The sequence below is a fragment of the Halomonas colorata genome (assembly GCF_014897985.1).
GTDB classification, from domain to species: Bacteria; Pseudomonadota; Gammaproteobacteria; order Pseudomonadales; family Halomonadaceae; genus Vreelandella; species Vreelandella colorata.
Genome location: NZ_JABUZA010000030.1, coordinates 1 through 22,773, shown reverse-complemented (window position 1 = coordinate 22,773; position 22,773 = coordinate 1). Strand labels below are relative to the sequence as shown.

The following is a 22,773-nucleotide window of genomic DNA, read 5'->3' as shown; positions in this document are numbered from 1 at the left end:
TTGGTTTTCACTTATTTAATGGGAATGCCATGACTTCGATGACCTATCGCTCGCCCTTGATCGCGGCGGCGCTCACGCTTGTTTCAAGCGCAAGCCTTGCCCAGAGCTCTGAGCAGAGCCAGGCTGAGGTGCGCAAGCTCTACAGCGGGCGCATGATGCCCGACGAACAGGTGGAGCTTTCCCGCCATATCGACCGGCTTTTTCCGACCCGTACGGTCAAGGCGGCAAGCGCCCCGCATGAGTTCGGCACGCGCGACACCTCGCTCGAGGATTTTTCGCTCACCCATGAAGGCGTGACCTATGATATTTACGACTTCATGGCGCTCAACCGGGTGAGCGGCCTGATGGCGGTGCACGACAACGATGTGGTGTTCGAGCAGTACGCTTTGGGCAATACGGCTAAGACGCCCTGGATGTCAATGTCGATCGCCAAGTCGATCTCCTCGACGCTGATTGGCGCGGCGCTCAACGACGGCCATATCGAAAGCCTGGATGATGCCGTCAGCAAGTACGTGCCCGAACTCGAGGGCAGCGTTTACGACGACGTCACCGTCGAGCAGATTCTGCTGATGGCCTCCGGTGTTGCCTGGGATGAAACCTACGCTGATCCGGAGTCCCAGCGCCGCCAGATGCTCGAAGTGCAGCTTGAGCAGCGTCCCGGTGCGCTTTTAGAGTTCATGGGCAGCCTCGAGCGCGCCGGTGAGCCTGGTGAGGTGTGGAACTACAGCACCGGCGAAACCCAGCTGCTCTCGGCGATCATCAACGGTGCGGTGGGCAAGAGCGCCTCGGAGTATCTATCCGAGAAGATCTGGGCCGGTTACGGCATGGAAACCGATGCCAAGTGGTGGCTGGATAGCGAGGACGGCCAGGAGATTGGCGGCAGTGGGCTTTTGATCACGCTCAAAGACTATGCTCGCTTTGGGCAGTTTGTGCTGGATGAGTATAACGAGCCCAACGTGCTGCCCGAAGGCTGGGTGGCGGAGTCGGCAAGGCCCCATGAGATCGGCGGCGAAGAGGTCGAGTACGGCTACTCCTGGTGGCCGGAAGGCGAGGGCGCCTTCTCGGCGGTAGGCATCTTTGGCCAGTGGGTGTTCATCGACCCGGACAACGACATGGTGATCGCCATGACCAGCGCCCAGCCCAAGGCTGAAGCCTTCGAAATCGTCCCGATCACCCAGTTCTTCCACGCGCTAAGCGATCATCTGGCGGGTGAAAGTCAGTAAGCGCCTAGCCGAAGAACCAGTAACACACGCCGATTGCCGTGAGGATACCCGCGGCATCGGCGATCAATGCACACCCCAAACCGTGACGAATACGGCTGATGCCCACTGCGCCAAAATAGACCGCCAGTACGTAAAAGGTGGTCTCGGTGCTGCCTTGCAACGTGGCCGCCAATAGCCCCGGGAAGCTGTCCACGCCGAAGTTGTTCATGGTCTCGATCATCATCGCCCGCGCGCCGCCGCCGGAAAGCGGCTTGATAAACGCGGTAGGCAATGCATCCACAAAGCGCGTGTCCCACCCAAACCCTTCTACCAGCCAGCGCACGCCGGCAAGTCCTGCATCCAGAACGCCGCTGGCGCGTAAGACGCCTACGGCTACCAGCATGGCGATCAGGTAAGGCAAGAGCGTCAGGGTAAAACTCACCCCTTCCTTCGCCCCTTCGATAAAGGCGTCATATACCTTGACGCCCCGCAAGGCGCCCACCACCAAAAACATGATGACAATGCTGAACAGCGTCAGGTTACCCACCAGCGTCGAGGCTGCGGCCAGCGCCTCGGCGGAAAGCCCGGCCAGAGTGGTAATCAGCAGGCCCAGGCCAAGGGCCGCCACGGCAAAGTAGGCAAGCACCGTGGGGTGCCAGAGCTTTAAACGCTGAACCAGGGCCACCGCCAATAGCCCCACGAAGCTGGAAGCACTGGTGGCCAGTAGAATAGGCAGAAACACGAGCGTTGGATCGGCGGCACCCTGTTGGGCGCGGTACATGAAAATGGTGACGGGCAAGAGGGTCAGCGATGAGGTGTTGAGCACCAGAAACAGGATCTGGGCGTTGCTGGCCGTATCGCGGCTGGGATTAAGCGATTGCAGCGAATGCATGGCCTTTATCCCAATGGGCGTGGCGGCGTTATCCAGCCCCAGAATATTGGCCGCAAAGTTCATGCTGATCAGGCCCATCGCCGGGTGGCCCCGGGGCACTTCCGGCATCAACCGGCAAAAAAGCGGGTCCAGCACCCGGCCTAGCAGGCGAATCATGCCCGCCTTTTCGGCAATGGATAAAAACCCCAGCCAAAGCGTCATGGCACCCAGCAACACCAGGATGATATCCACGCTCACCTTGGCCATATCGAAAAGCGACTGCACCAGGCGCGCGAAAACTTCGCCATCCCCACCCACCAGCCACTGCCAGAGCGCGCCGGCAAACGCGGCCATAAAAAAGCTTAACCAGATTCCATTGAGCATGGCGGGTGATGATCCTGAACAGATAAATAAAACGTGGCGGCTATCCTACCTAATTTGTGCCGGTGCCACAGTAGCGGCTTACCAACGGTTAATGCGATGCTAATGGGATTATTGAGCGTTAGGATTACGACAGGGGAACAGTGACCATGTTTATTAAAGAGCAGCAGCTGGAAGGCGAACATATAGTTCTTGAACATTTGCACTCAGGGCACATCGAGCCGCTACAGCAGGCAGTTGCCGAGGGGGAAGCGTGGAAAATCTGGTACGCCAGTGTGCCTCAACCGGATGAAATAGGCGCCTATGTTGAACGCGCGATAGAAGATGCGAAAACGGGCAATATTGCCTATGCCGTACGCCATAAAATAAGTGGTGATATTGTCGGCACCACGCGATTTTATCAGGTCGATGCCCCTAACCGACGCGCGATGCTCGGCTATACGTGGTATTCGCAGTCGGTTCGGCGTACGGCCGTGAATACTGAGTGCAAGTTTCTGATGCTGCAGAATCTATTTGAAGCCTCAGAGGCGGTGGCGGTCGAGCTGCGTACACATTTCTTTAACCAGGCATCGCGCCAGGCGATTGAACGTCTAGGGGCCAAACAGGATGGCATTCTGCGTAGCCATCAGATCATGCGTGACGGTTCGCTACGCGACACCGTGGTGTATTCGATTATTGCCTCGGAATGGCCTGCCGTGCGCATGCATCTAAACAGCAAGCTGGAAAGCTATCGCACACCCTGATGTAAACCGTAATTTATCCGCGTCTTGAAGAAAAAAGCCCCTGACACGATAAAGCGTCAGGGGCTTTGGGGCCTTAATTTACAAAGGCTGAGCCTAAAGCGCTCCAGAGGGGCGCAGCAACAGCACCGCCAGCGGCGGCAAGGTCAGCTCAAGGCTGGCGCTTTGGCCGTGAAGCGGGGCATCTTTTGCGGTGATGCGCCCCAGATTACCCATATTGGAGCCGCCATAGCATTCGGCATCGCTGTTCAGGCACTCTTCCCAACTGCCCGCCATCGGCACGCCCAAGCGGTAACCCTCGCGGGGAATCGGCGTCATGTTGGCAACCACCAGCAGCGGCTCGCCTGTGGTACTCCAGCGCAGCCAGGCAAATACGCTGTTGGTTTCGTCATTGCCCACCACCCAGGTAAACCCTTGAGGCTCGCTATCGCATTCGTGCAGCGCGGGTAGCTCCTTGTAGCAGCGGTTGAGATCACCCAGCAGCCGTTGAATACCGGCATGGCGGGGCTCGGCAAGCAGTGACCAGTCCAGCTCCCGATCGTGGTTCCACTCACGCCACTGACCAAACTCGCAGCCCATGAATAAAAGCTTCTTGCCAGGCTGCGACCACATGATGGAAAGGTAGGCGCGCAGGTTGGCAAACTGCTGCCACTCATCACCGGGCATCTTGCCGATCAAGGAACCCTTGCCGTGTACCACCTCGTCGTGGGAAATCGGCAAGACGTAATGCTCGGAAAAGGCATAGACCATAGGGAAGGTCATTTCGTGATGCGAGTAGGCGCGATAGACCGGATCTTTAGAGATGTACTCCAGCGTGTCGTGCATCCAGCCCATGTTCCACTTGTAAGCAAAACCCAACCCGCCTTTCTCGGTCGGCTGGGTGACGCCGGGCCAGGCGGTGGATTCCTCGGCGATGACCACGGTGCCGGGAACTTCCTCGGCGATGACCTCATTGAGGTGGCGCAGAAAATCGATGGTCTCGAGATTCTCCTGGCCGCCGTGGCGGTTAGGGATCCACTCGCCTTCGTTGCGCGAGTAGTTGCGATACAGCATCGAGGCCACGGCATCCACACGCAGGGCATCGATATGGAAATGCTTCAGCCAGTGCAGCGCCGAGGCCAGCATGAAACCGTGCACTTCGCGTCGGCCCAGATTGTAGATATAGGTGTTCCAGTCCTGATGAAACCCCTCGAAAGGGTGTTCATATTCATACAGGGCGGTGCCGTCAAAGCGGGCAAGGCCATGCGGGTCGGTAGGAAAGTGGGCGGGCACCCAGTCGAGTATTACGCCGAGCCCGGCGCGGTGGCACTCATCGACGAAATAAGCGAAGTCGGCAGGCGTGCCGAAACGCGCGCTGGGGGCAAACTGGCTGAGCGGCTGATAGCCCCAGGAGCCGCCGAAAGGGTGCTCCATGATGGGTAAAAGCTCAACGTGGGTGAACCCCATATCGAGCACATAAGGGATCAAGTGCGTGGCCATATCGCGCCAGCTGTAGAGCTCGCCATTGTCGCCGCCATGCTTGCGCCACGAGGCCGCATGCACTTCGTAGATACTGATAGGGCGTGATACGGCGTGCGCCTTTCCGCGGCTGGCGATCCACTCATCGTCATGCCAGACAAAGGGCGTGGTATCGGCCACCACCGAGGCGGTGCTGGGCGGTGCTTCGGTCGCCAGGGCGATAGGGTCGGCGCGCAGGCCGAGCGTGCCCTGGGGCTCGAGAATCTCGTATTTATACGATTCTCCTGGCCCAAGCCGTGGCACGAACAGCTCCCATACCCCGGCTGGGTGGCGCAGGCGCATTACATGGCGCCGCCCGTCCCAGCTGTTGAAGTTACCAACCACCGATACCCGCCGCGCATTGGGTGCCCAAACGGCGAAGCGCACACCCTGCACGCCTTCCACCGTCATGGGCTGCGCGCCCAGGCAGTGCCCCAGGTTGCGGTGATTACCTTCGCCGAGCAGGTAAAGATCCATTTCCCCTAGCAGTAAGCCAAAGCTGTAAGGGTCCTCGGTTATCTGCTCGCCCTGCGGCCAACGAATACGCAGCCGGTAAGGGGCGCTGTGAGACAACCGGGCGGCGAATAGCCCGGGAATCTGCATACTCGTCAGGCAGCTGCGTAAGGTATCGTCTTCACGGTCGAGAACATCCACTCCCACGGCGCCGGGCATAAATACTCGCAGGAACGAGCCTTTGGCATCGCTATGCAAGCCGAGCAACGAAAAGGGGTCACGATGAGTGCCCTGTATCAATGCATTGGCGTCATCGTCGGTCAGCCACAAGGTACGATCTACCGTGAGGCTTGACGTGGGTCTGGTGTGCATCACCTCATTCATGTGGCTCTCCCGGGCTTAGTTGTTCGACAAGTGCTGCCAGACCGCGCAGCGGTACGCCCAGCCAAGCGGGGCGGTTGGCGGCTTCATAGGCAATTTCGTAGGCGGTCTTTTCGAGCACGAACAGATCGACCGCCGCCGCAGCGCCGTTAGCCTGTTTCCATTCGTGAGGAAGATCCAGGGTGGCCTGCCAGTAGGCATTCAGAAATACCTGGCGCCCTCTAAGCAGGTACTGCTCTACCACATCGTGGCTAGTGCGCGTGTGGGTATCCGCGCTTTCGCTGCCACCGGACTGAGCCTCTTCAATCTTGGCATAGGCGTAGTCGAAGGAGCGCAGCATGCCGGCCACATCACGCAGCGGGCTATCCTTGGCGCGCCGCTCTTCAAGGGGGCGGGCAGGCTCGCCTTCAAAGTCGATGATATAGGCATCGTCATGGGCAACCAGTACCTGGCCAAGATGCAGATCGCCGTGGATACGTGTGATGAGGCTACCCTCGGCAAGGTCCGCCATATATTCAATGGAGGTCAGAAGGGTATCGCGCTGCGCCAGAACGTTAGAGGCAATCTGCTGTTCGGCTTCATCGGCAGCGCCAATGTGGCGTTCAAGTAGCTCCAGCGCTTCTTCAACACGCTGAGTTACACGCTGTTTCCAGTGCGCGACATGGCTGGAGTCGGCTACCTCGGTCATGAACGCCGGTTCATTGCTGGGCATTGCCAGCACCATATGCAGCTCGCCCAGCCGCTGCCCCAGCGTGGCGGCAAACGCTTCCAGCTCTTCGAATGCACCGTAATGGGATTCATCGCGCGCAAACTCGCGGCCCTGATGATCATCCGCCAGCGCTTCACGAATGGCGCGCTCAAGTGTCGCGCGAGTCCATGACCAGGCATCGCCCTGGTTATCGATAAAGCCCTGCAGAATCATCAGTGTCTGCGGGGTGCCCTGTTCATCGATCTGGGTTACTTCGCCAAGCAGCGGCGCGGTGTTGATAAAGCCCCGCTCGGTCAGGTAGCGGCCGATCTCGGCTTCCGGGTGAACGCCGGACTCCAGGCGACGAAACAGCTTGAGCACCAGTTGATGATTGATCACCACTGAGCTATTGGACTGCTCGGCGCCCTGCTGGGCAATCTCCGGGTGCTCGGGCAGCGAAAGCTCGATAAGCTCCGGCGTCGGCAGGAAGTGGATAGCGCCTTTCGAGCTTGGCAGCACGATTGCCTGCCGCATGGCGTCAAGAACGGCCAGCGTAAACGCATCCAGGGTGAACGCATCGGTAAGCAGGCCCACTTCATGGAAGCGGCGTACCCGGGCCATGGCAAGCTGTTGGGCCAGAGGGCTGCTTTGCTCATCTTCACCCAGGAATGCCAGGGGTAACTGGTAACGCTCGCTGCCTTGTGCATGGGTGATTTCCAGCTCGCTGAACAGCAGGGTATGGCCGCTGTGCTCAAGGCTTGCCAGCGAGTTCAGGTGGATATCCTCGATACGTGCCTGTTTGGCCGCGAACCAGCGCCGCTTGGGCAAGTAATGGGGCAGCGTTTCATGTTCAAGCAGTTGTCTTGATGAGCCTGCAAAAATCTCCTCAAGGCGCTTTTTGATAATCAAGGTGACGTAATCCGGCATCGGCTCGGGTACCGGCGTATGCCACTCGGGCATGGCGGTTGCCGGGGCCAGCAGGAACCAGAAAAAACCGTAGGGTGGGAGCGTCAGCAGGTAAGGTAGGCTGCCCACCGGCGGAAAGGCACTGCCGCCGACCATTTCCACCGGCACTTTGCCTGCGAAGGCGGAAAGATCCAGCTCCACCGCTTGGGCGGTGCTGGCGACGTTCGCTACGCAGAGCAGCGTTTCCGTCTCGCCATTGTCGAGGGTCATCTCGCGCAGGTAAGCCAGAATATGCCGGTTGGCTGGGTAGAGCGGCCGCATGGTGCCGCGGCTAAAGGCGCGGTGCTGACTGCGCACGACGAGCAGCCGGCGCTGGTTATTGAGCAGTGAGTGCGGATCGCGCACTTGCGCCTCGACATTGACGGTCTGATAGCCATACAGCGGGTCCATGACCGGTGGCAGAACCAGGCTCGCCGGATCGGCACGCGAGAAGCCCCCATTACGGTCGACCGACCACTGCATAGGAGTGCGTACACCGTCACGGTCGCCAAGGTAAATATTGTCGCCCATGCCGATCTCGTCGCCGTAATACAGCACCGGCGTGCCCGGCATGGAAAGCAGCAGACTGTTGAGCAGTTCAACACGCCGCCGGTCACGCTCCAATAGCGGCGCCAGGCGTCGACGAATACCCAGGTTAATGCGTGCCCGACGATCCGCCGCGTAATGGTTCCACAGATAGTCGCGTTCCTTGTCGGTGACCATTTCAAGCGTCAGCTCGTCATGGTTACGCAAAAAGATCGCCCATTGACAGGTGGCGGGAATTTCCGGCGTCTGGCGTAATATGTCGGTGATCGGGAAGCGGTCTTCCTGGGCGAGTGCCATGTACATGCGCGGCATCAGGGGGAAGTGGAACGCCATGTGGCACTCGTCGCCATCGCCGAAGTAGGGCCGGGTATCTTCAGGCCACTGGTTGGCTTCGGCAAGCAGCATGCGGTCGGGGTAGCGCTCGTCGAGCACCGCACGGATCTTCTTGAGCACCACGTGGGTTTCGGGCAGGTTCTCGTTGTTGGTGCCTTCGCGCTCGACCAGATACGGAATCGCATCCAGGCGCAGACCATCCACGCCCATATCGAGCCAGTACTCCATGACCTTGATAATTTCATCAAGCACCACGGGGTTATCAAAGTTGAGATCCGGCTGATGTGAGTAGAAACGGTGCCAGAAATAAGCGCCAGCCACCGGGTCCCAGGTCCAGTTGGAGGATTCGGTATCCAGAAAGATGATGCGCGTGCCGGTGTACGCCTGGTCGGTGTCTGACCAGACATAAAAGTCCCTTTCTGGCGATCCTGCGGGAGCATGCCTGGCGCGTTGAAACCACTCGTGCTGGTCGGAAGTATGGTTGATGACCAGCTCGGTAATCACGCGCAGCCCGCGCTGGTGTGCCTCCTTGATGAAGCGCTTGGCATCGTCGAGCGTGCCGTAGTCGGGGCTGACGCCGGTGTATTCGGCAATATCATAGCCGTCATCGCGACGTGGTGACGGGTAGAAGGGCAATATCCAGATCGTGTTCACGCCGAGGCTTACGATATAGTCGAGCTTCTGGATCAGGCCTTCAAAATCGCCGATGCCGTCGTCGTTGGCATCAAAGAACGACTTCACATGTACCTGGTAAATCACCGCGTCCTTGTACCAGAGCGGATCATCCAGAAAATTCAGGGCCTCGACAGCGTGTGTTTCACTGCTGGCATCCATCATGGGCTTGCTCTCCCTGCTTTGATCGGTGTAAACGAATCAACCGGCGCCTTCATGAACGGCTCACCGTTGAGCACACTACAAATACATTGCCTAACTTATTAATGAACTGGATGAAGGCGCCAGATGGCGAACGGCATGACGGCAGGGTCGAGCCGCACCGATTGCCATTGGCCTTGCCACGTCCAGCGTCTGCCACTCATCAGGTCCTCCACATGCAGCGCTGCCTCTTCGGGTAGGCCGAACAGTGCCAAAGGCAACTCGAACGTGCCTTCCTGAGGTTCGAAAGGGTCAAGATTAACGGCGACAAGAATCACGTTATCGAGCGTCTCGGTGGCCTTGGTAAAGAGCAGCAAACGGTCGTTGTGTACCATGTGGAAGGTCACGCCCAGGTGGGTATGCAACGCCGGGTTTTCGCGCCGAAGGCGGTTAAGCTGGGTAATTTCGTAGACAATATTGTCGGGGGCGCTGTAATCACGCGGACGAATCTCGTATTTTTCAGAGTCGAGATACTCCTCCTTGCCCGGCACCGGTGCGCCTTCACAAAGCTCAAACCCTGAGTACATGCCCCATAAGCCTGAGCCCATCGTGGCAAGTGCTGCGCGAATCAGAAAACCGGCCCGCCCGGAAGACTGTAGAAAATAGGGGTTGATATCCGGCGTGTTGACGAAGAAGTTCGGCCGGTAACCATCACGCAGCGGCGCCTCGTTCAACTGGGTGAAATATTCTGTAAGCTCGGCCTTGGTATGGCGCCAGGTAAAGTAGGTATAGCTCTGGGTAAAGCCCAGCTTGCCCAGGCGCAGCATCATGGGTGGGCGCGTGAAGGCTTCGGCCAGAAAAATCACCTCAGGATCCCGCCTGCGAATATCACCGATCAGCCACTCCCAGAAGGGCAGCGGCTTGGTATGCGGGTTATCGACGCGAAATATCTTCACGCCTTCATCGACCCAGCCCTGAACCACATCGCGCAGTTCAGTCCACAGTTCAGGCACAGCATCCTGGGCGTAGAAATCGACGTTGACGATGTCCTGATACTTCTTGGGCGGGTTCTCGGCGTAGCGGATCGAGCCGTCGGGCCGCCAGGAGAACCAGCCCGGGTGCTCGGCAAGCCACGGGTGATCGGGCGAGCACTGGATGGCGAAATCAAGCGCTATTTCCAGGCCATGCTCGCCTGCCACGCGCACCAGCTCGCAAAAATCCTCGCGGGTACCAAGCTCTGGGTGAATGGCCTCGTGCCCACCTTCATCGCTTCCAATCGCGTAGGGGCTGCCGGGATCTTCTGGCCCGGCATCCAGGCTATTGTTGGGCCCTTTGCGATGCTTGCGGCCAATCGGGTGAATGGGCGGGAAATAGAGTACGTCAAAACCCATGTCGCGGATGATGGGGAGCCGCCTGTGAACATCCTTGAATGTGCCGTGACGGCTGGGGTCGTCGGTTTCCGAGCGGGGGAATAGCTCATACCAGCTGGCAAAGCGTGCCTTGAGCCTTTCCACATCTAAAGGATAGCTAACGCTTTGCGTGAGGTGCGGGCGTGAGTCCGCTTCGTGCATCAACTGTGCCGTGTCGCTATCCAGCAGCAGCGCAACACGTTCGCCCTCCTGGGGGGCCAGCTGAAACTGTTCATGAAGAGCAACCAGAGCTTCGTTTAGCGCTGCATTGTTGTTTTCAGAAGCGCGCTCAGCGGCGCGTTCGATCAGCTGCCGGCCCTCTTCGAGTTCGAGGCTGATGGGAATGCCTGCCTGGTGCTTCTTGGAAAGCTCATAGCGGTAGGTCGCGTAAATATCCCACCAGGCTTCGATCGTAAACGTGTGGCGGCCCACGCGCGTCGGGGTGAAGCTGCCCTCCCAACCATCCAGCCCCAAAGGCTTGGCTGGCTGCATGGGCACGCGCTGCTCACGCCCTTCGTCATCTTGCCAGCACACGGCTGCCGCCAGCACATCGTGGCCGTCAGCGAAAATGGTCGCCTTGACCTGCACCGGCTCGTTAACCACTGCCTTGGCCGCGAAACGTCCGTGGTCAAGGGCGGGCATGACGGATTCAATTGCAATGCGCGGCGCCTGAACCGCTGCGAGAACAGAGTTCTCTTCCTGCTCGTATGCCGGAAGAGAGCGTGAGTCTGGGGTGACAGATGAACTCATTGCATGCATCTCCTTGCAGCGCGGAAATGCCAATGGGCATCTCCGCACTACCTCGTGGCTAGGTGACGGCGTTATCGGGCTGCTGAACCAGTTCCAGCAAGGCCAGCGAACGGCCTTCCATTACATGTTGCTCTCCAAAAGAGCGTTGGCCAAAAGCACGCTGGCCATCAGCATCGTCCTCGGTGGACCAACTGGTATCGAGGCGGCACAGCCAGCCCCCGCCGCTAGGGGCTTCGGGTAAGTGAAACGCCACCGAGTCGTGGTGAGCATTAAAAATCAGCAGTAGGGTAACGTCGGCACCGGCACGGCGAATGCCGCTGGGCTGGGCACGTCCGTCCAGCATCAACCCCAGTGTTCGGGCGTCGGAATCCTCCCAACGCTCAACGCTCATTTCATTGCCGTCCGGAGCCAGCCAAGTCACTTCCTTGAGCCCCATTTCCTCGTTGTATTCACCCGAGAGGAAGCGTCCGCGCCGCAGGATGGGGTAGCGCAGCCGCAGCGCCGTCACTCGGCGCACGTACTCGATCATGGCGTGGGCGTTACCGTCGAGGTTCCAGTCCAGCCAACTGATCTCGTTGTCCTGACAGTAGGCGTTATTGTTGCCCTGCTGGGTGCGCAGCAGTTCGTCGCCCGCCAGCAGCATGGGCGCGCCCTGGGAAAACAGCGTAGTGGCGATAAAGTTACGGATCTGGCGTAACCTTATCGTCTGAATCTCGTCATTATCGCTATGGCCCTCTTCGCCGTGGTTCCACGACAGGTTGTTGCTGTGGCCATCCTGGTTATTCTCGCCGTTGGCCTCGTTATGCTTATCGTTGTAGGCCACCAGATCAAACAGGGTATAGCCGTCGTGGGCCGTAACGAAGTTGACCGAGGCAAACGGTCGCCGGCCGCGGCGCTTGAAGAAATCCGCCGAGCCCATGAGCCGTGTGGCAAGTTCTGGAAGCTTGCCCTCGTCGCCGCGCCAGAAAGAACGCACAGTATCGCGGTAGCGGTCGTTCCACTCCGCCCACCCCGGTGGGAACCCGCCTACCTGATAACCACCGGGACCGCAGTCCCAAGGCTCGGCAATCAGCTTGACCTGACTCAGGACAGGATCCTGGCGGCAGGAGTCGAGAAAGCCACCGCCTTCGTCAAAGCCATGAGGCTCGCGCCCGAGGATGGTCGCCAGATCGAAACGGAAGCCGTCAACGCGCATTTCGGTGGCCCAGTAACGCAGAGAGTCGGTGACCATTTGCAGAACGCGCTGATGGCTCAGATTCAGGGTGTTGCCGGTGCCTGTGTCGTCGATATAGTAGCGCGGCTCGTCCGGCATCAGGCGGTAGTAGGAGGCGTTGTCGATACCCTTTAGGGAGAGCGTCGGGCCGAGCTCGTTACCTTCAGCGGTGTGGTTGTAGACCACATCAAGAATGACTTCAAGGCCCGCAGCATGATAGCGCGCGACCATCTCCTTGAATTCGTTGACGTTGTCGCCGGATAAATAGCGCGAATGCGGGGCGAAGAAGCCCAGGGTGTTGTAGCCCCAGTAGTTGTGTAGCCCCTGCTCTTGCAGGTGCTGATCGTCGGCAAACGCGTGAATGGGTAAAAGCTCAACCGACGACACGCCCAGCGAGCGGATGTAATCGACCACATCGTTGACCATCAGCCCGGCGAAGGTACCGCGTAACGCTTCAGGTACCGACGGATGGCGCATGGTATAACCGCGAACATGGGTTTCGTAGACAATCGTCTTGTCCCAGGGGAGCTGTACTCCACGGGCGCGCCCCCAGGTAAAGGCCGGATCGACTACTTTGGACTTCGGCATGAACGCTGCACTGTCACGTTCATCAAAACTCAGGTCGCCATCCGGGTGGCCTATGGTGTAACCGAATAGCGCCTCGTCCCACTTGATCTCGCCCACGATCTGTTTGGCGTAAGGGTCGAGCAGCAGCTTGTTGGGGTTGAAGCGGTGGCCCTCTTCGGGTGCGTAAGGTCCATATACACGGTAGCCGTAGAGCTGACCAGGCCGCACGTCTGGAAGGTAGCCGTGCCACACTTCGTCGGTATACTCGGGGAGTTCTATGCGTTCCAGCTCATGCTCGCCCGTTTCATCAAACAGGCACAGCTCGACCCGAGTAGCATGCGCCGAAAATAGCGCGAAATTCACCCCCAGGCCATCCCAGTTGGCGCCAAGAGGAAACGACCATCCTTCATGCACGCGTGAGCGCCGCATGACGCTGGGGGCTTCATCGGTCGCAACGGAGTCATCGCCGTCCCGCGTGGTTTGGCTTGTCTGCATCTCATTCATCCTTGAGCCTTTTGAGTGCTCTTATGCGTGGTCGCTTTACTTCCGATCGCTTGGTTTCTTCGCTTTGGTCGTGGTCTTCTTGGTCACTGTTTTAGTAGGCTCGGACTTTCCTGATCCGGCCGTCTTTTTGGGCTGAGCGCGTGTTGATTTTTTAGCCGGTGGAGGGTCGTCAGCCTCGTCAGTAGCGGTTAGCGCCTCGCTGCTGCGGCGCGGGCGCTGGGCGCGTTTTACGGTGGCCGACTCTTCCGGCAGTGGCTCCATTGAGCCGGCTGTTTCGTCGGGTGTAGATTCCTGAGGCGGATGGCCACGGTCCTGTACAGGCACGTCCTGGACAGGCACGTCCTGGACAGGCACGTCCTGGCCTACCGTTATATCGTCGCGAAAGGGCGCTTCATCGAAGGATAGATCGCCATCGGGGTCCTCAAGCGGTAGACGGTTCTCCTGAATGCCCATTTCGTCCTCTTCCAGAGGCAAGTCATCCTCTAAAATGGGCGCTTCGTCGATGGGTTCGCCCACTTCGTCAAGATCAGCTTCGTTGCCTGCCGCCTGCTCGGCAGCCACTATCTTCATCGCTCTGTCCCAGTGTTTTTGCTGCTGCCCTTCGGGGCGCCCTTCAGCTTCCCAAATGCTGTAGGCCAATTGACGTACGCGTTCTTCGTCAGTCATCTCAGCTCTCCCTATGCCTATTTCGATAATTCACTGTATTGATGGAAGGGCGGGGCTTCAGTGCTGCTGTCCGTGTGGTCAGCGCGCAGGAAAACTCCCACGGGTAGCTCAGCAAGCAGGCTGGCAACAGAAATGCCGGCGCTGCCTGCTTCCAGGGTTGCCTCGGTTAAAACGCTTTGCCAGCAACCTGGGGCCGGTTGCAGGCACGTATCCTCCCAGTGCTCTTGTGGAATATGCGGTCTGTCGGTGTTATCCAGCAGGTTGGCGGTGAGTCGAGGGACTACCACCAGTAATTGATAGCCGGTATAGCGGCGGGTAAAGGCCACCACGTGATTGGCACGTTCGCCGTCTGCCATAAGCGGGTGGTAGTCGCCGTGGGCGAACAGCCGCGGATGGCGGTGGCGAAGCTCGAGCAACCGGGCAATCAGTGCTTGTTTTACTCGCCCATCACGCCAGGTGCGCAGGGCGGCTTTAGGTGGCAGCGCCTGATCAAGCCCTGCTTTACGCAGGCCGTAGTCGACTGGGCGGCGGTTATCCGGATCTACCAGACTGTAGTCCCAGAACTCGGTTCCCTGATAAAGATCCGGCACGCCGGGTACGGTTAGGCGCAGTACCGTCTGTACCAAGCCGTTAATGGTGCCCGGAAGGTCGAGAGAGCGCGCAGCTGCGGCGATCGAATCCCGCAAGGGCGCTGTGGTCAGCAACCCTTCTAAAAATGTGCGGCAGGCCGATTCGTAAGCCTCGTCGGGCCACAACCAGTGGCTACGTAGCTTGGCTTCGCGCAGGGCTTTTAACTGCCACTCGGCGAGTCGCTGGTTAAAGTGCTCAAGCGCCTCATCGTCCTGTGGATCGAGCGTTGGCGACCAGGCGCCCAGCAAAATCTGATAGAGAATCAGCTCATCGCCCGGTGAGGGCGCAAGCCCCTCAGGCAATGACTGGCGCAGCGGTGCGGCCATTTTCCGCCAACGTCCAATCTGGCTGGTAAACATCACCGCGTGCTCACTCAGTGCGGCAAGCCGGGCACGTACATCTTCGCCTCGCTTGTGGTCGTGGGTAGCGGTGGTCACCATGGAGCCAGGGAAGTCGCGGGCACGCCGGGCGTTGGCCTTATGGAAGTGCTCGGCGGAGTGGCTAAAGTGCTCCCCATCAAAGCCCACGTCGTTACGCGAAATCAGTGCCGCACTGCGATACCCGGCAGTATCTTCCACCGCCTTGGCGGCCACCGGCGAGGTCAGCTGTTGAAAACGGGTAATCGCGCGCTGACGCAGCTGGCGCTCGTTATCCTTGGCGCAATCACTCGGTGCCTCACCGCCTAGCCAGCGCTCAAGCGCTTCAAGAACGCCAATGTCCGGCGGGTTAAGCGCTTGGCGTGCACCCTGCATTGCCTGGGTAAAGAAGGGTTGATCAGCATCGGGGCGGCCGGTGTCATCGGCATAAGTGCGGTAGATAGGGAAGTGGACAATCAACGCTTCCAAGGCACGGCGAATCGCGGCCAGCGTAATATCACGGCTGCTTAATTGAGCACGCGCGACAGCATGCAGGGCACGGGCGCAGGCCGAAAATTCGCTGGCCAGCAAGGAAGTAAGTATCTCTCGTCTGGCCAGGCGCACTTCGGCAGAAAAATCAGGATTACGACCACTGACTTCGTGCCATAGTTGGCGTAGGGGGGCGGCGCTTGCGGGGTCGTGCTGTATTCCCGAGACCTCGTTCATGAATTCATAGCCGCTGGTGCCATCTACGCCCCAGTCAGTATGCAGCGTCTCGCCATCGCCCAGAATCTTTTCCACATACAGGGCGACATGGCGCGGCACAACTGCCGGGCGTTTTTCCTCTAGCGCATCCAGGTGCTGGCGCAGGCGCAGGCAGTAACCCCGCGGGTCGGCCAGCCCATCAACGTGGTCTATTCGCATGCCGTCGACCCAGCCTTCCTCGACCAGACGTAATGGCAGGGCGTGTACGGCCTCAAAGACTTTTGGGTCTTCAATGCGTAGCCCGCCCAGTTCGGTCACGTCGAAAAAACGCCGCCAGTTAATCTCATCAGATGCGGTGCGCCACCACGCCAAGCGGTAGTGCTGACGTTCCAGCAAGGCATGAAGCCGAGTAGCAGCGTTATTACTTGCACCATTGAACAGTTTCATGACGGCGCTGAGCGACGCCTGGGCTGCGGGTGATTCCAGCACCTTGTTTAACTGGCGACGCGCATCCTGGGTAGACGTGTAAGCGTCTTCGTCTTGTTGCAGGGCTTCAAAAAAAGCCGCCTGCTCATACAGCGCGTTGTGCTCGGAAAAACGTAGTATGTCGCCGTAGTGACGCGGGTCGATGGGAAAACGGTGCTCGTGATAATCGACGTGAAAGCTTGCCGCCTCGGCGTCGTAGTCCAGCGTCAATTCGCCTGAGTTGAGTACTTCGGCATAGGCGGCGCCAAGAAACGGCACGAGCAGTTTGCCGTTAAGCGTGGGGTCAGCGTTGTTGATATCAGGATGCCAGTCGATATCGAAGAACCCGGCGTAGGGGCTATCGCCACCCCAGGCCAGCACGTCTTGCCACCACAGGTTTTCCGAGCCGCCCACCGCCAGGTGGTTGGGCACAATATCCAGAACCAATCCCATATTGTGGGCGCGCAGCCGGGAAACCAGGCTTTTCAGAGCGGCCTCACCGCCCAGTTCAGAATCGATGCGGGTAGGGTCAACGCCGTCGTAGCCATGTGGGGAGCCCGCGCGCGACGCCTGCAGCGGTGAGGCATAGATATGGCTGATGCCTAAAGCAGCGTAGTAGTCTACCCAGCGTTCGGCGTCTGCCAACGTAAAATCGCGATGAAACTGGAGCCGAAGCGTTGCACGAATCTCATTCATGAGTCGGCCTCCCAAGCAGGGCAGTTTGTGAGGTCGGCTCTTTTAGCTCGCCGCTGCGCGAAAGCGCCAGTGCGCCAAGCCGTTGATGAACTTCATCGGATGCCAGCAGGTCACTGGCATCCGTTGCCCAACGGCGACGCCAGTTGGGGTGTTCCGCCGTGCTGTTGGGCAGGTTGGCCTGCTCTTCAAGCCCCAGAACATCCTCTACCGGCAGTAATACCAAGGGGGCAGAAGTGCCGCCCAGATGGCGGGCACAGGCATCCAGCACCTGCGAGGCGGGAATGTCGGCAGCTTCCAGGGTCTGGGTGGTCGGTTTGCTGCCTAGCAACCCCAGCGTAGTGGCAAGCTTGGCGCGCTCGTGGCGCCGGGCCTGTTGCTCGCTTTCCAGGCTCTGGTCGGCTTTAAACAGACCCAGTCGGTCGCGCCATTCAATATCGCGGCCCGCCCACCAACCCGCCACGGTGGGCAGATCATGGGTCGAGGTGGTGGCCAGCGCATCCGCAGACCACCGGCTAGCGGCAAGATAGTTGCTGTCTTCGTCCTGTTCGAACCACAGCACCTGCATGCCCAATATGCCGCGCGCCGCCAGCTTTTGGCGAAAGCCCGGTGCCACGGTACCAAGGTCCTCGCCAATCACGATGGCGCGATGACGCCAGGACTCCAAAGCCACTAAACGAAGCATGTCGTCGAATGGGTAACGCAGGTAGCCGCCTTCAGTGGCGGGAGCGCCCTGAGGCACCAGCCATAAACGCATCAGGCCGAGTACATGGTCGATACGCAGCCCACCAGCATGCGCAAAGGCACTACGCAGCATATCGATAAAACTACGGAAACCCGAGCGCTTCAGTCCGAATGGCGAGAAGGCGGCCAGCCCCCAGTTTTGCCCCTGGCCGTTAAACAGGTCGGGGGGCGCGCCGATGGAAACGCCTTCCAGCATATCTTCCTGGCGGCTCCACGTTTGGCTACCCGCGGCGTCGGCGCCCACGGCTAAGTCAGCAATTAAGCCTATTGCCATGCCGTTTTCGCGAGTAGCGTACTGGGCGCACGATAGCCCTTCAGCGACTAGCCACTGCAGAAAGACGTGAAAACCTATTTCGTGGGCGCGGGTCTCGGCAAAGCGGGCCACTTCCGGGCTGGCAGGATCGCGAAGGGCTGCCGGCCAGTCACGCCAGTTGCTGGGCCCGAACTCGCGTTGCAGGGCCTCAAAACGGCAGTGATCTTCCAGTAAATCACCCCCCGTCTGACGAAATTTGTGCATTTTCTGGCGCAGGGCTTGAGTAGCTTCATCCTCGCAAGCCATGAAATCATCGTATAGAAAGCGCAGCCAGGAGAGCTTGGCTCGCGCTGCATCCAACCAGTCGAGTAAAGCGTCGGCTTCCAGGCGACGAAGTTCTGCCTGTAGCCCGTTGCGTGCCTGGGCATCGCGAACACGGTCTTCGCCCAATAGCGCCTCCGGCGCGCTATACAGCACATTGTTAAGAAGCCGCGTGGAAGGTGAGTACGGGCTGTAATTATCAGGGTTAGCGCTGAACATGGCGTGTGTGGGGCTAATGGCCAGCGCATCTGCGCCAAGCGTTGCCGCCGGGGCGATAAAGTTCTCCAGCGCCAGGATATCTCCGATACCCCCATCGCCCGTGCGGCGTAGGGCATAAAGCTGGGCGGCCAGACCCCATAATCGGGGCGTGGATTCACCGCTGGCCCCATTAGGGAAGAAACACCGCTGCGGCGCGACGGCCAGGGTCAATTGGGTATCGGCAATGTGCAGCTGGTGATAGCCGATTTCTTCAATGCCGGGCAGCGTGCCGTCGCGGTCGAGCGTGCCCTCTACGCGGCTGCCTTGCTCAAGCATCAATACAAATGCCGTGCCGGGAGCCAGTGGCGATGGCAACGTGATCGGCGTCTCAAGATCAGCGGTGATCAGCGGTGGCCACTCGGCCGGGCTTTCCGGTGCGTTCAGGCGTTTCAGACGCACCAAGCTTTCATCCAATGCCGCTTCACTCTCGTTTGGAAAACCGAGTATTTCCAGCAGGGTGCGCTGAACCGACTCAGACAGCTGACACGGTTCGCCGTCGCTATTTTCCCATTCAAGCAATAATCCGGCCGCTTCAGCGAGCTGGGTAAGTTTATGGTTCATCGGCTTGCCTCACTGTTACCCGGCCCATCCAACAGCCACACGGCAGCAGCCCCCGAGGGCAGGCGGCCACTCTTGGTAGACGCTGCCACTCCTTCACGTGTTTCGTATAAGCACTGCTCAGCGAGCAGCGATTGAGCGTCAGAATTGGTTACGGCAACCGGCTGATGGCTCAGATTGAGCGCTATTACCAGCTGGTAGCCGTCATTCATCTGCCAGCGGGCCAGCACGGCCTTATCGCCGATGGGGTTAGCCCCTAAGGCCCACGCGCCTTGAAGGCGCGGAACGATATGCTGATGGCGGAGGGCCAAAAGCGTGCGATAGCGTTCCAGACAAGCCGTATGGGAAGCCGTTTCGCGGGCGTCAAAGTCGGGAATTGACGCCTCGAAGGTGCTCAGGGCATTAGGGTCCGGTATGCGTTCGCGGGCCTTTTCATCTTGAAATGCGTTGAAGTCGGCAAACTCAGCCCGGCGTCCTGCGCGAACCGCCTGGGCGAGTTCTTCGTTATGCTCAGTGAAAAATAAAAAGGGCTGATTGGCCTCCCACTCTTCGCCCATGAACAGCAAGGGCACCATGGGTGAAAGCAGCAGTAGCGTCGTGGCGGCTGCTAGGGCGTCGGGGTCTGCAAGATGGCTTAGCCGCTCACCAAGAGCGCGGTTACCGGTCTGGTCATGGTTTTGCAGAAACGCCACAAAGGCTGTTGGAGGCAAATGAGCGCTAGACTCGCCGCGGGTATGGCCATGGCGTGTCTGCGCGCCCTGATAGATAAACCCTTCGCTTAAACAGCGTGCCAGCCGGGCCGTGGCATCGTCGACAAAATCGCTGTAGTAGCCCTCGGTTTCACCGGTTAGGAGGACATGAATCACGTTGTGCCAGTCGTCATTCCACTGGGCATTGAACTGCTCAGTATTGAGCAGGCTGGCGGTGTTGCCTTCGTTTTCAAGCACTAGATGAACATGCCGCTCAGGGGCTATCCGGGTGCGTGCGGTTTGTGCCAGCTCGACCAGAAAGTCCTGTTCGCTGATGGCATGCACGGCATCGAAACGCAGGCCATCCAGACGGTACTCCTCAAGCCACATCAAGGCGTTGTCGATAAAGTAGCGGCGCACCTGAGGCTTTCGAAAGTCGATGGCGGGGCCCCAAGGCGTGGCGATATCGTCACGAAAAAACGTGCTGGCATAGCTTGCCAGGTAGTTACCATCAGGGCCGAAGTGGTTATACACCACGTCAAGAAATACCATCAGGCCCAGCCCATGGGCTTCATCGATCAGGGCTTTCAGTTCATCCGGGCTGCCGTAGGAGGCTTCCACTGCGTAGGGCAGCACGCCGTCATAGCCCCAGTTACGCGCGCCGGGGAACTCCGAGACCGGCATTAGCTCGATGGCGGTAATACCCAGCTCAGCAAGGTAGGGAAGGCGTTGATGAACGCCCTCGAAGCCACCCAGCGTGCCAACATGCAGCTCGTAAAGCACCGTTTCATGCCAGGGGCGCCCTTGCCAGCCTTGATTGCGCCACTGGTAATGGTTTGGGTCAATCACTTCGCTAGGCCCGTCGATATCACCAGCCTGAGCGCGGGCAGCAGGGTCAGGTATCAGGCTGCCCTGATCGTCGCCATCACCGAAAACACGGTATCGGTAACGAGCGCCGTGGCCGCAGGCAAGCTCGGCAGAGAGATACCCGTCATCGACCTTTACCATGGTGGCGCTTGGCAGGTCTTCGACTTCGACATCGACCCGGCGCGCGTCCGGCGCCCAGAGTACAAACCGGGTGACTCCTTCCTCGACCACCTGGGCGCCCCATGTGGGCTGAAAAACCGTTTCTCGAAACTGAGTCCTGTCAGACATTCCTTGCCGACTCCTTCAGTGAGATAGCGCTGTTTTATGTCCTGCTTGTAAAGTGTCCGCCTGTTCAAGTGCCTGCTGGTAAAGCTTGCTGTAGGGCACGATGGATTGCTTCCAATGGTAGCGTCCCGTCATGGCGGCGCCGCGCATGGCGTTGAACAGGTCAGTCGACTTATGGACTGCAAAAGCGCGTTGAATCGCTCGCATGTAGCTGCCGAACTGCATGTCGTCGAAAAGAAAACCGGTTACACCATCCTCAATCGTATCGGCAAGCCCGCCGGTGCGGTGGGCGATGGGAAGCGAGCCAAAGCGCTGAGCATACATCTGGCTTAATCCGCAGGGCTCAAAGCGCGACGGCATCAGCAGGAAGTCGCTTCCAGCAAACAGGCAGCGCGCCTGGTATTCGTCAAAACCAATGTAAGCAGCGATAGCGCCTTGAAAACGCATGGCCAGCTCACGCAATGCTTCCTCAACATCCCACTCGCCGCTGCCCATAAACACGATCTGACCACCAGCATCGACAATCGCCTTGGCGGCCTTGATGGTCAGGTCGAGCCCTTTCTGATGAACAAGCCGTGATATCACCACGAACAGTGGGCCTTGGCTCGGCAACAGGCCGAAATGACGGCGGACATGATCGGCATTGGCGCGTTTACCACGCCAGTCGTTGGAGGAGAAGGCCTGAATCAGGTGGCTATCCGTACGCGGGTCCCAAGAGTCATCGATACCGTTGGGGATACCGCTCAGAAGTCCCTGGTCGGCTTTGCAGCGCAGCAGGCCATCAAGACCACAGCCGAATTTAGGCGTAGTGATCTCTTGGGCGTAGGTAGCACTGACCGTCGTGACATGCGAGGCATAGACGATACCTGCCTTCATAAACGAAAGGTCGCCGTAGTACTCGACACCTTCGATATGAAACGCCTCATCGGGGATGCCGAGCGCTTTCAAGCGCGAGGCATTGAAGATGCCTTGATATGCCAGGTTGTGAATCGTGAATACGCTTGGAATGGACTGCCCTTGCCAGTGCATATAGGCCGGCGCCAAACCGCACGCCCAATCATTGAGGTGCAATAGCTGGGGCTGCCAATCGAGATTTGCCTCGCCAAGGGCGATATCGGCCGCTGCCCGGGAGAGTCTGGCAAAGCGGATATCGTTATCCTGCCAGCCTTTATCCTGACCATCGCCATAGCCGCTGGAGCCCATTCCGTAGGGCGTGCCTTCGCGGTCATAAAGCTCGGGGCAGAGCAATACATACAGAATCAGCCCATCCTGGCAGGTGATCTTGCCTATATCACACGCAGGCAAATCGGCGAAGGCGGGCAGGTGGCCTACAGGAATAATGTCATACTCGGATTCAAGTATCTCCCGATAGGCAGGAATCAGCACACGCACATCGTGATGCACCGATAGCGCCCTGGGTAAAGCCGATGAAACATCACCCAATCCACCGACTTTAACGAAATCGGTAATCTCGGTGGTTACAAACAAAATGCGTTGTGGAGAGTCTGGTTTAACTTTATCGTTTTTAGCGATTTTAGTATTATTAAGATCCTTAGTAATACTGTGATCAGGACAATAGTCAGAAATTACTTGATGAGAGATATAAGAAGTTTTGACGGCGGTTAACTTCAAGTGCCTATCAACTTCTTTTTGACTCTCGTCCGGTTCGCTTGTATCGGTAGTAACCTCGCCCAAAGCCACTCCGCCCATGTTCAACCTCCCTGGATTATCATGGTTAATAACGCTTAACTAGATCACTCAGCTTTTCGATGACTTCCCTGTCTATCCTTCGAAACCCCTGACAACAGGCCTCGCAGTGGAAATCTTTATCAAACTACTGTAAACGCGCCACTAACCACATCTTCTCAAGCGGAGTTTTGCTGACCACACTGAGGTTTCTTCATCCAGGAGACCCTCATGATCCAAGAACTCAACTCCATGCAGGCGTTTTGGCTCGGGCATCTGTATCACGCCTCGGTGCGCGAGATTC

At 58.7% G+C, this 22,773-nt stretch carries 12 protein-coding genes; 2 read left to right on the top strand and 10 right to left on the bottom strand.

Going from position 1 to position 22,773, the window contains the following annotated elements; all coding sequences use genetic code 11:
* Positions 1 to 29 precede the first annotated feature (29 nt).
* Positions 30 to 1,223, top strand: a complete 1,194-nt coding sequence (locus INT33_RS14415) for a serine hydrolase domain-containing protein (RefSeq protein ID WP_193092236.1) — start codon at positions 30 to 32, stop codon at positions 1,221 to 1,223.
* Positions 1,224 to 1,227: 4 nt separating this feature from the next.
* Here INT33_RS14415 and INT33_RS14410 read toward each other — a convergent pair whose 3' ends face one another.
* The gene (locus INT33_RS14410; RefSeq protein WP_126951126.1) at positions 1,228 to 2,457 is read right to left on the bottom strand and encodes a nucleoside recognition domain-containing protein; all 1,230 of its coding nucleotides are present in this window, start codon (positions 2,455 to 2,457) and stop codon (positions 1,228 to 1,230) included.
* Between the two features lie 146 nt (positions 2,458 to 2,603).
* Between INT33_RS14410 and INT33_RS14405 the strand changes: the two genes are divergently transcribed.
* A complete protein-coding gene (locus INT33_RS14405; protein ID WP_192537766.1) occupies positions 2,604 to 3,197 on the top strand; it encodes a GNAT family N-acetyltransferase in 594 nt (197 codons plus the stop codon).
* Between the two features lie 93 nt (positions 3,198 to 3,290).
* Here the strand turns inward: INT33_RS14405 and glgB are convergent, their stop codons facing one another.
* From glgB to glgA, 9 genes are all read right to left on the bottom strand, one after another.
* On the bottom strand, positions 3,291 to 5,528 hold the full coding sequence (glgB, locus tag INT33_RS14400) for a 1,4-alpha-glucan branching protein GlgB (protein WP_193092235.1): 2,238 nt from the start codon (positions 5,526 to 5,528) through the stop codon (positions 3,291 to 3,293).
* Entirely contained in the window at positions 5,521 to 8,874 is a 3,354-nt protein-coding gene (treS, locus tag INT33_RS14395) for a maltose alpha-D-glucosyltransferase (protein ID WP_193092234.1), read from the bottom strand. Before treS ends, glgB begins: the two co-directional genes overlap by 8 nt.
* A gap of 98 nt (positions 8,875 to 8,972) precedes the next feature.
* Positions 8,973 to 11,009: an alpha-1,4-glucan--maltose-1-phosphate maltosyltransferase gene (locus INT33_RS14390; RefSeq protein WP_193092233.1), complete on the bottom strand. Its 2,037-nt coding sequence runs from the start codon at positions 11,007 to 11,009 to the stop codon at positions 8,973 to 8,975.
* 58 nt (positions 11,010 to 11,067) lie between these two features.
* Positions 11,068 to 13,284 (bottom strand): glycogen debranching protein GlgX, encoded by a 2,217-nt coding sequence (gene glgX, locus INT33_RS14385; protein WP_193092232.1) that lies wholly within the window; start codon positions 13,282 to 13,284, stop codon positions 11,068 to 11,070.
* 45 nt (positions 13,285 to 13,329) lie between these two features.
* A complete protein-coding gene (locus INT33_RS14380; RefSeq protein WP_193092231.1) occupies positions 13,330 to 13,959 on the bottom strand; it encodes a DUF2934 domain-containing protein in 630 nt (209 codons plus the stop codon).
* A 17-nt stretch (positions 13,960 to 13,976) separates the two neighbouring features.
* Positions 13,977 to 16,811: a malto-oligosyltrehalose synthase gene (treY, locus tag INT33_RS14375; RefSeq protein ID WP_193092230.1), complete on the bottom strand. Its 2,835-nt coding sequence runs from the start codon at positions 16,809 to 16,811 to the stop codon at positions 13,977 to 13,979.
* The gene (gene malQ, locus INT33_RS14370) at positions 16,804 to 18,945 is read right to left on the bottom strand and encodes a 4-alpha-glucanotransferase (RefSeq protein ID WP_192537760.1); all 2,142 of its coding nucleotides are present in this window, start codon (positions 18,943 to 18,945) and stop codon (positions 16,804 to 16,806) included. Before malQ ends, treY begins: the two co-directional genes overlap by 8 nt.
* Entirely contained in the window at positions 18,942 to 20,786 is a 1,845-nt protein-coding gene (gene treZ, locus INT33_RS14365; protein WP_192537759.1) for a malto-oligosyltrehalose trehalohydrolase, read from the bottom strand. Before treZ ends, malQ begins: the two co-directional genes overlap by 4 nt.
* Before the next feature lie 15 nt (positions 20,787 to 20,801).
* The gene (gene glgA / locus INT33_RS14360) at positions 20,802 to 22,493 is read right to left on the bottom strand and encodes a glycogen synthase GlgA (RefSeq protein ID WP_192537758.1); all 1,692 of its coding nucleotides are present in this window, start codon (positions 22,491 to 22,493) and stop codon (positions 20,802 to 20,804) included.
* Positions 22,494 to 22,773 lie beyond the last annotated feature (280 nt).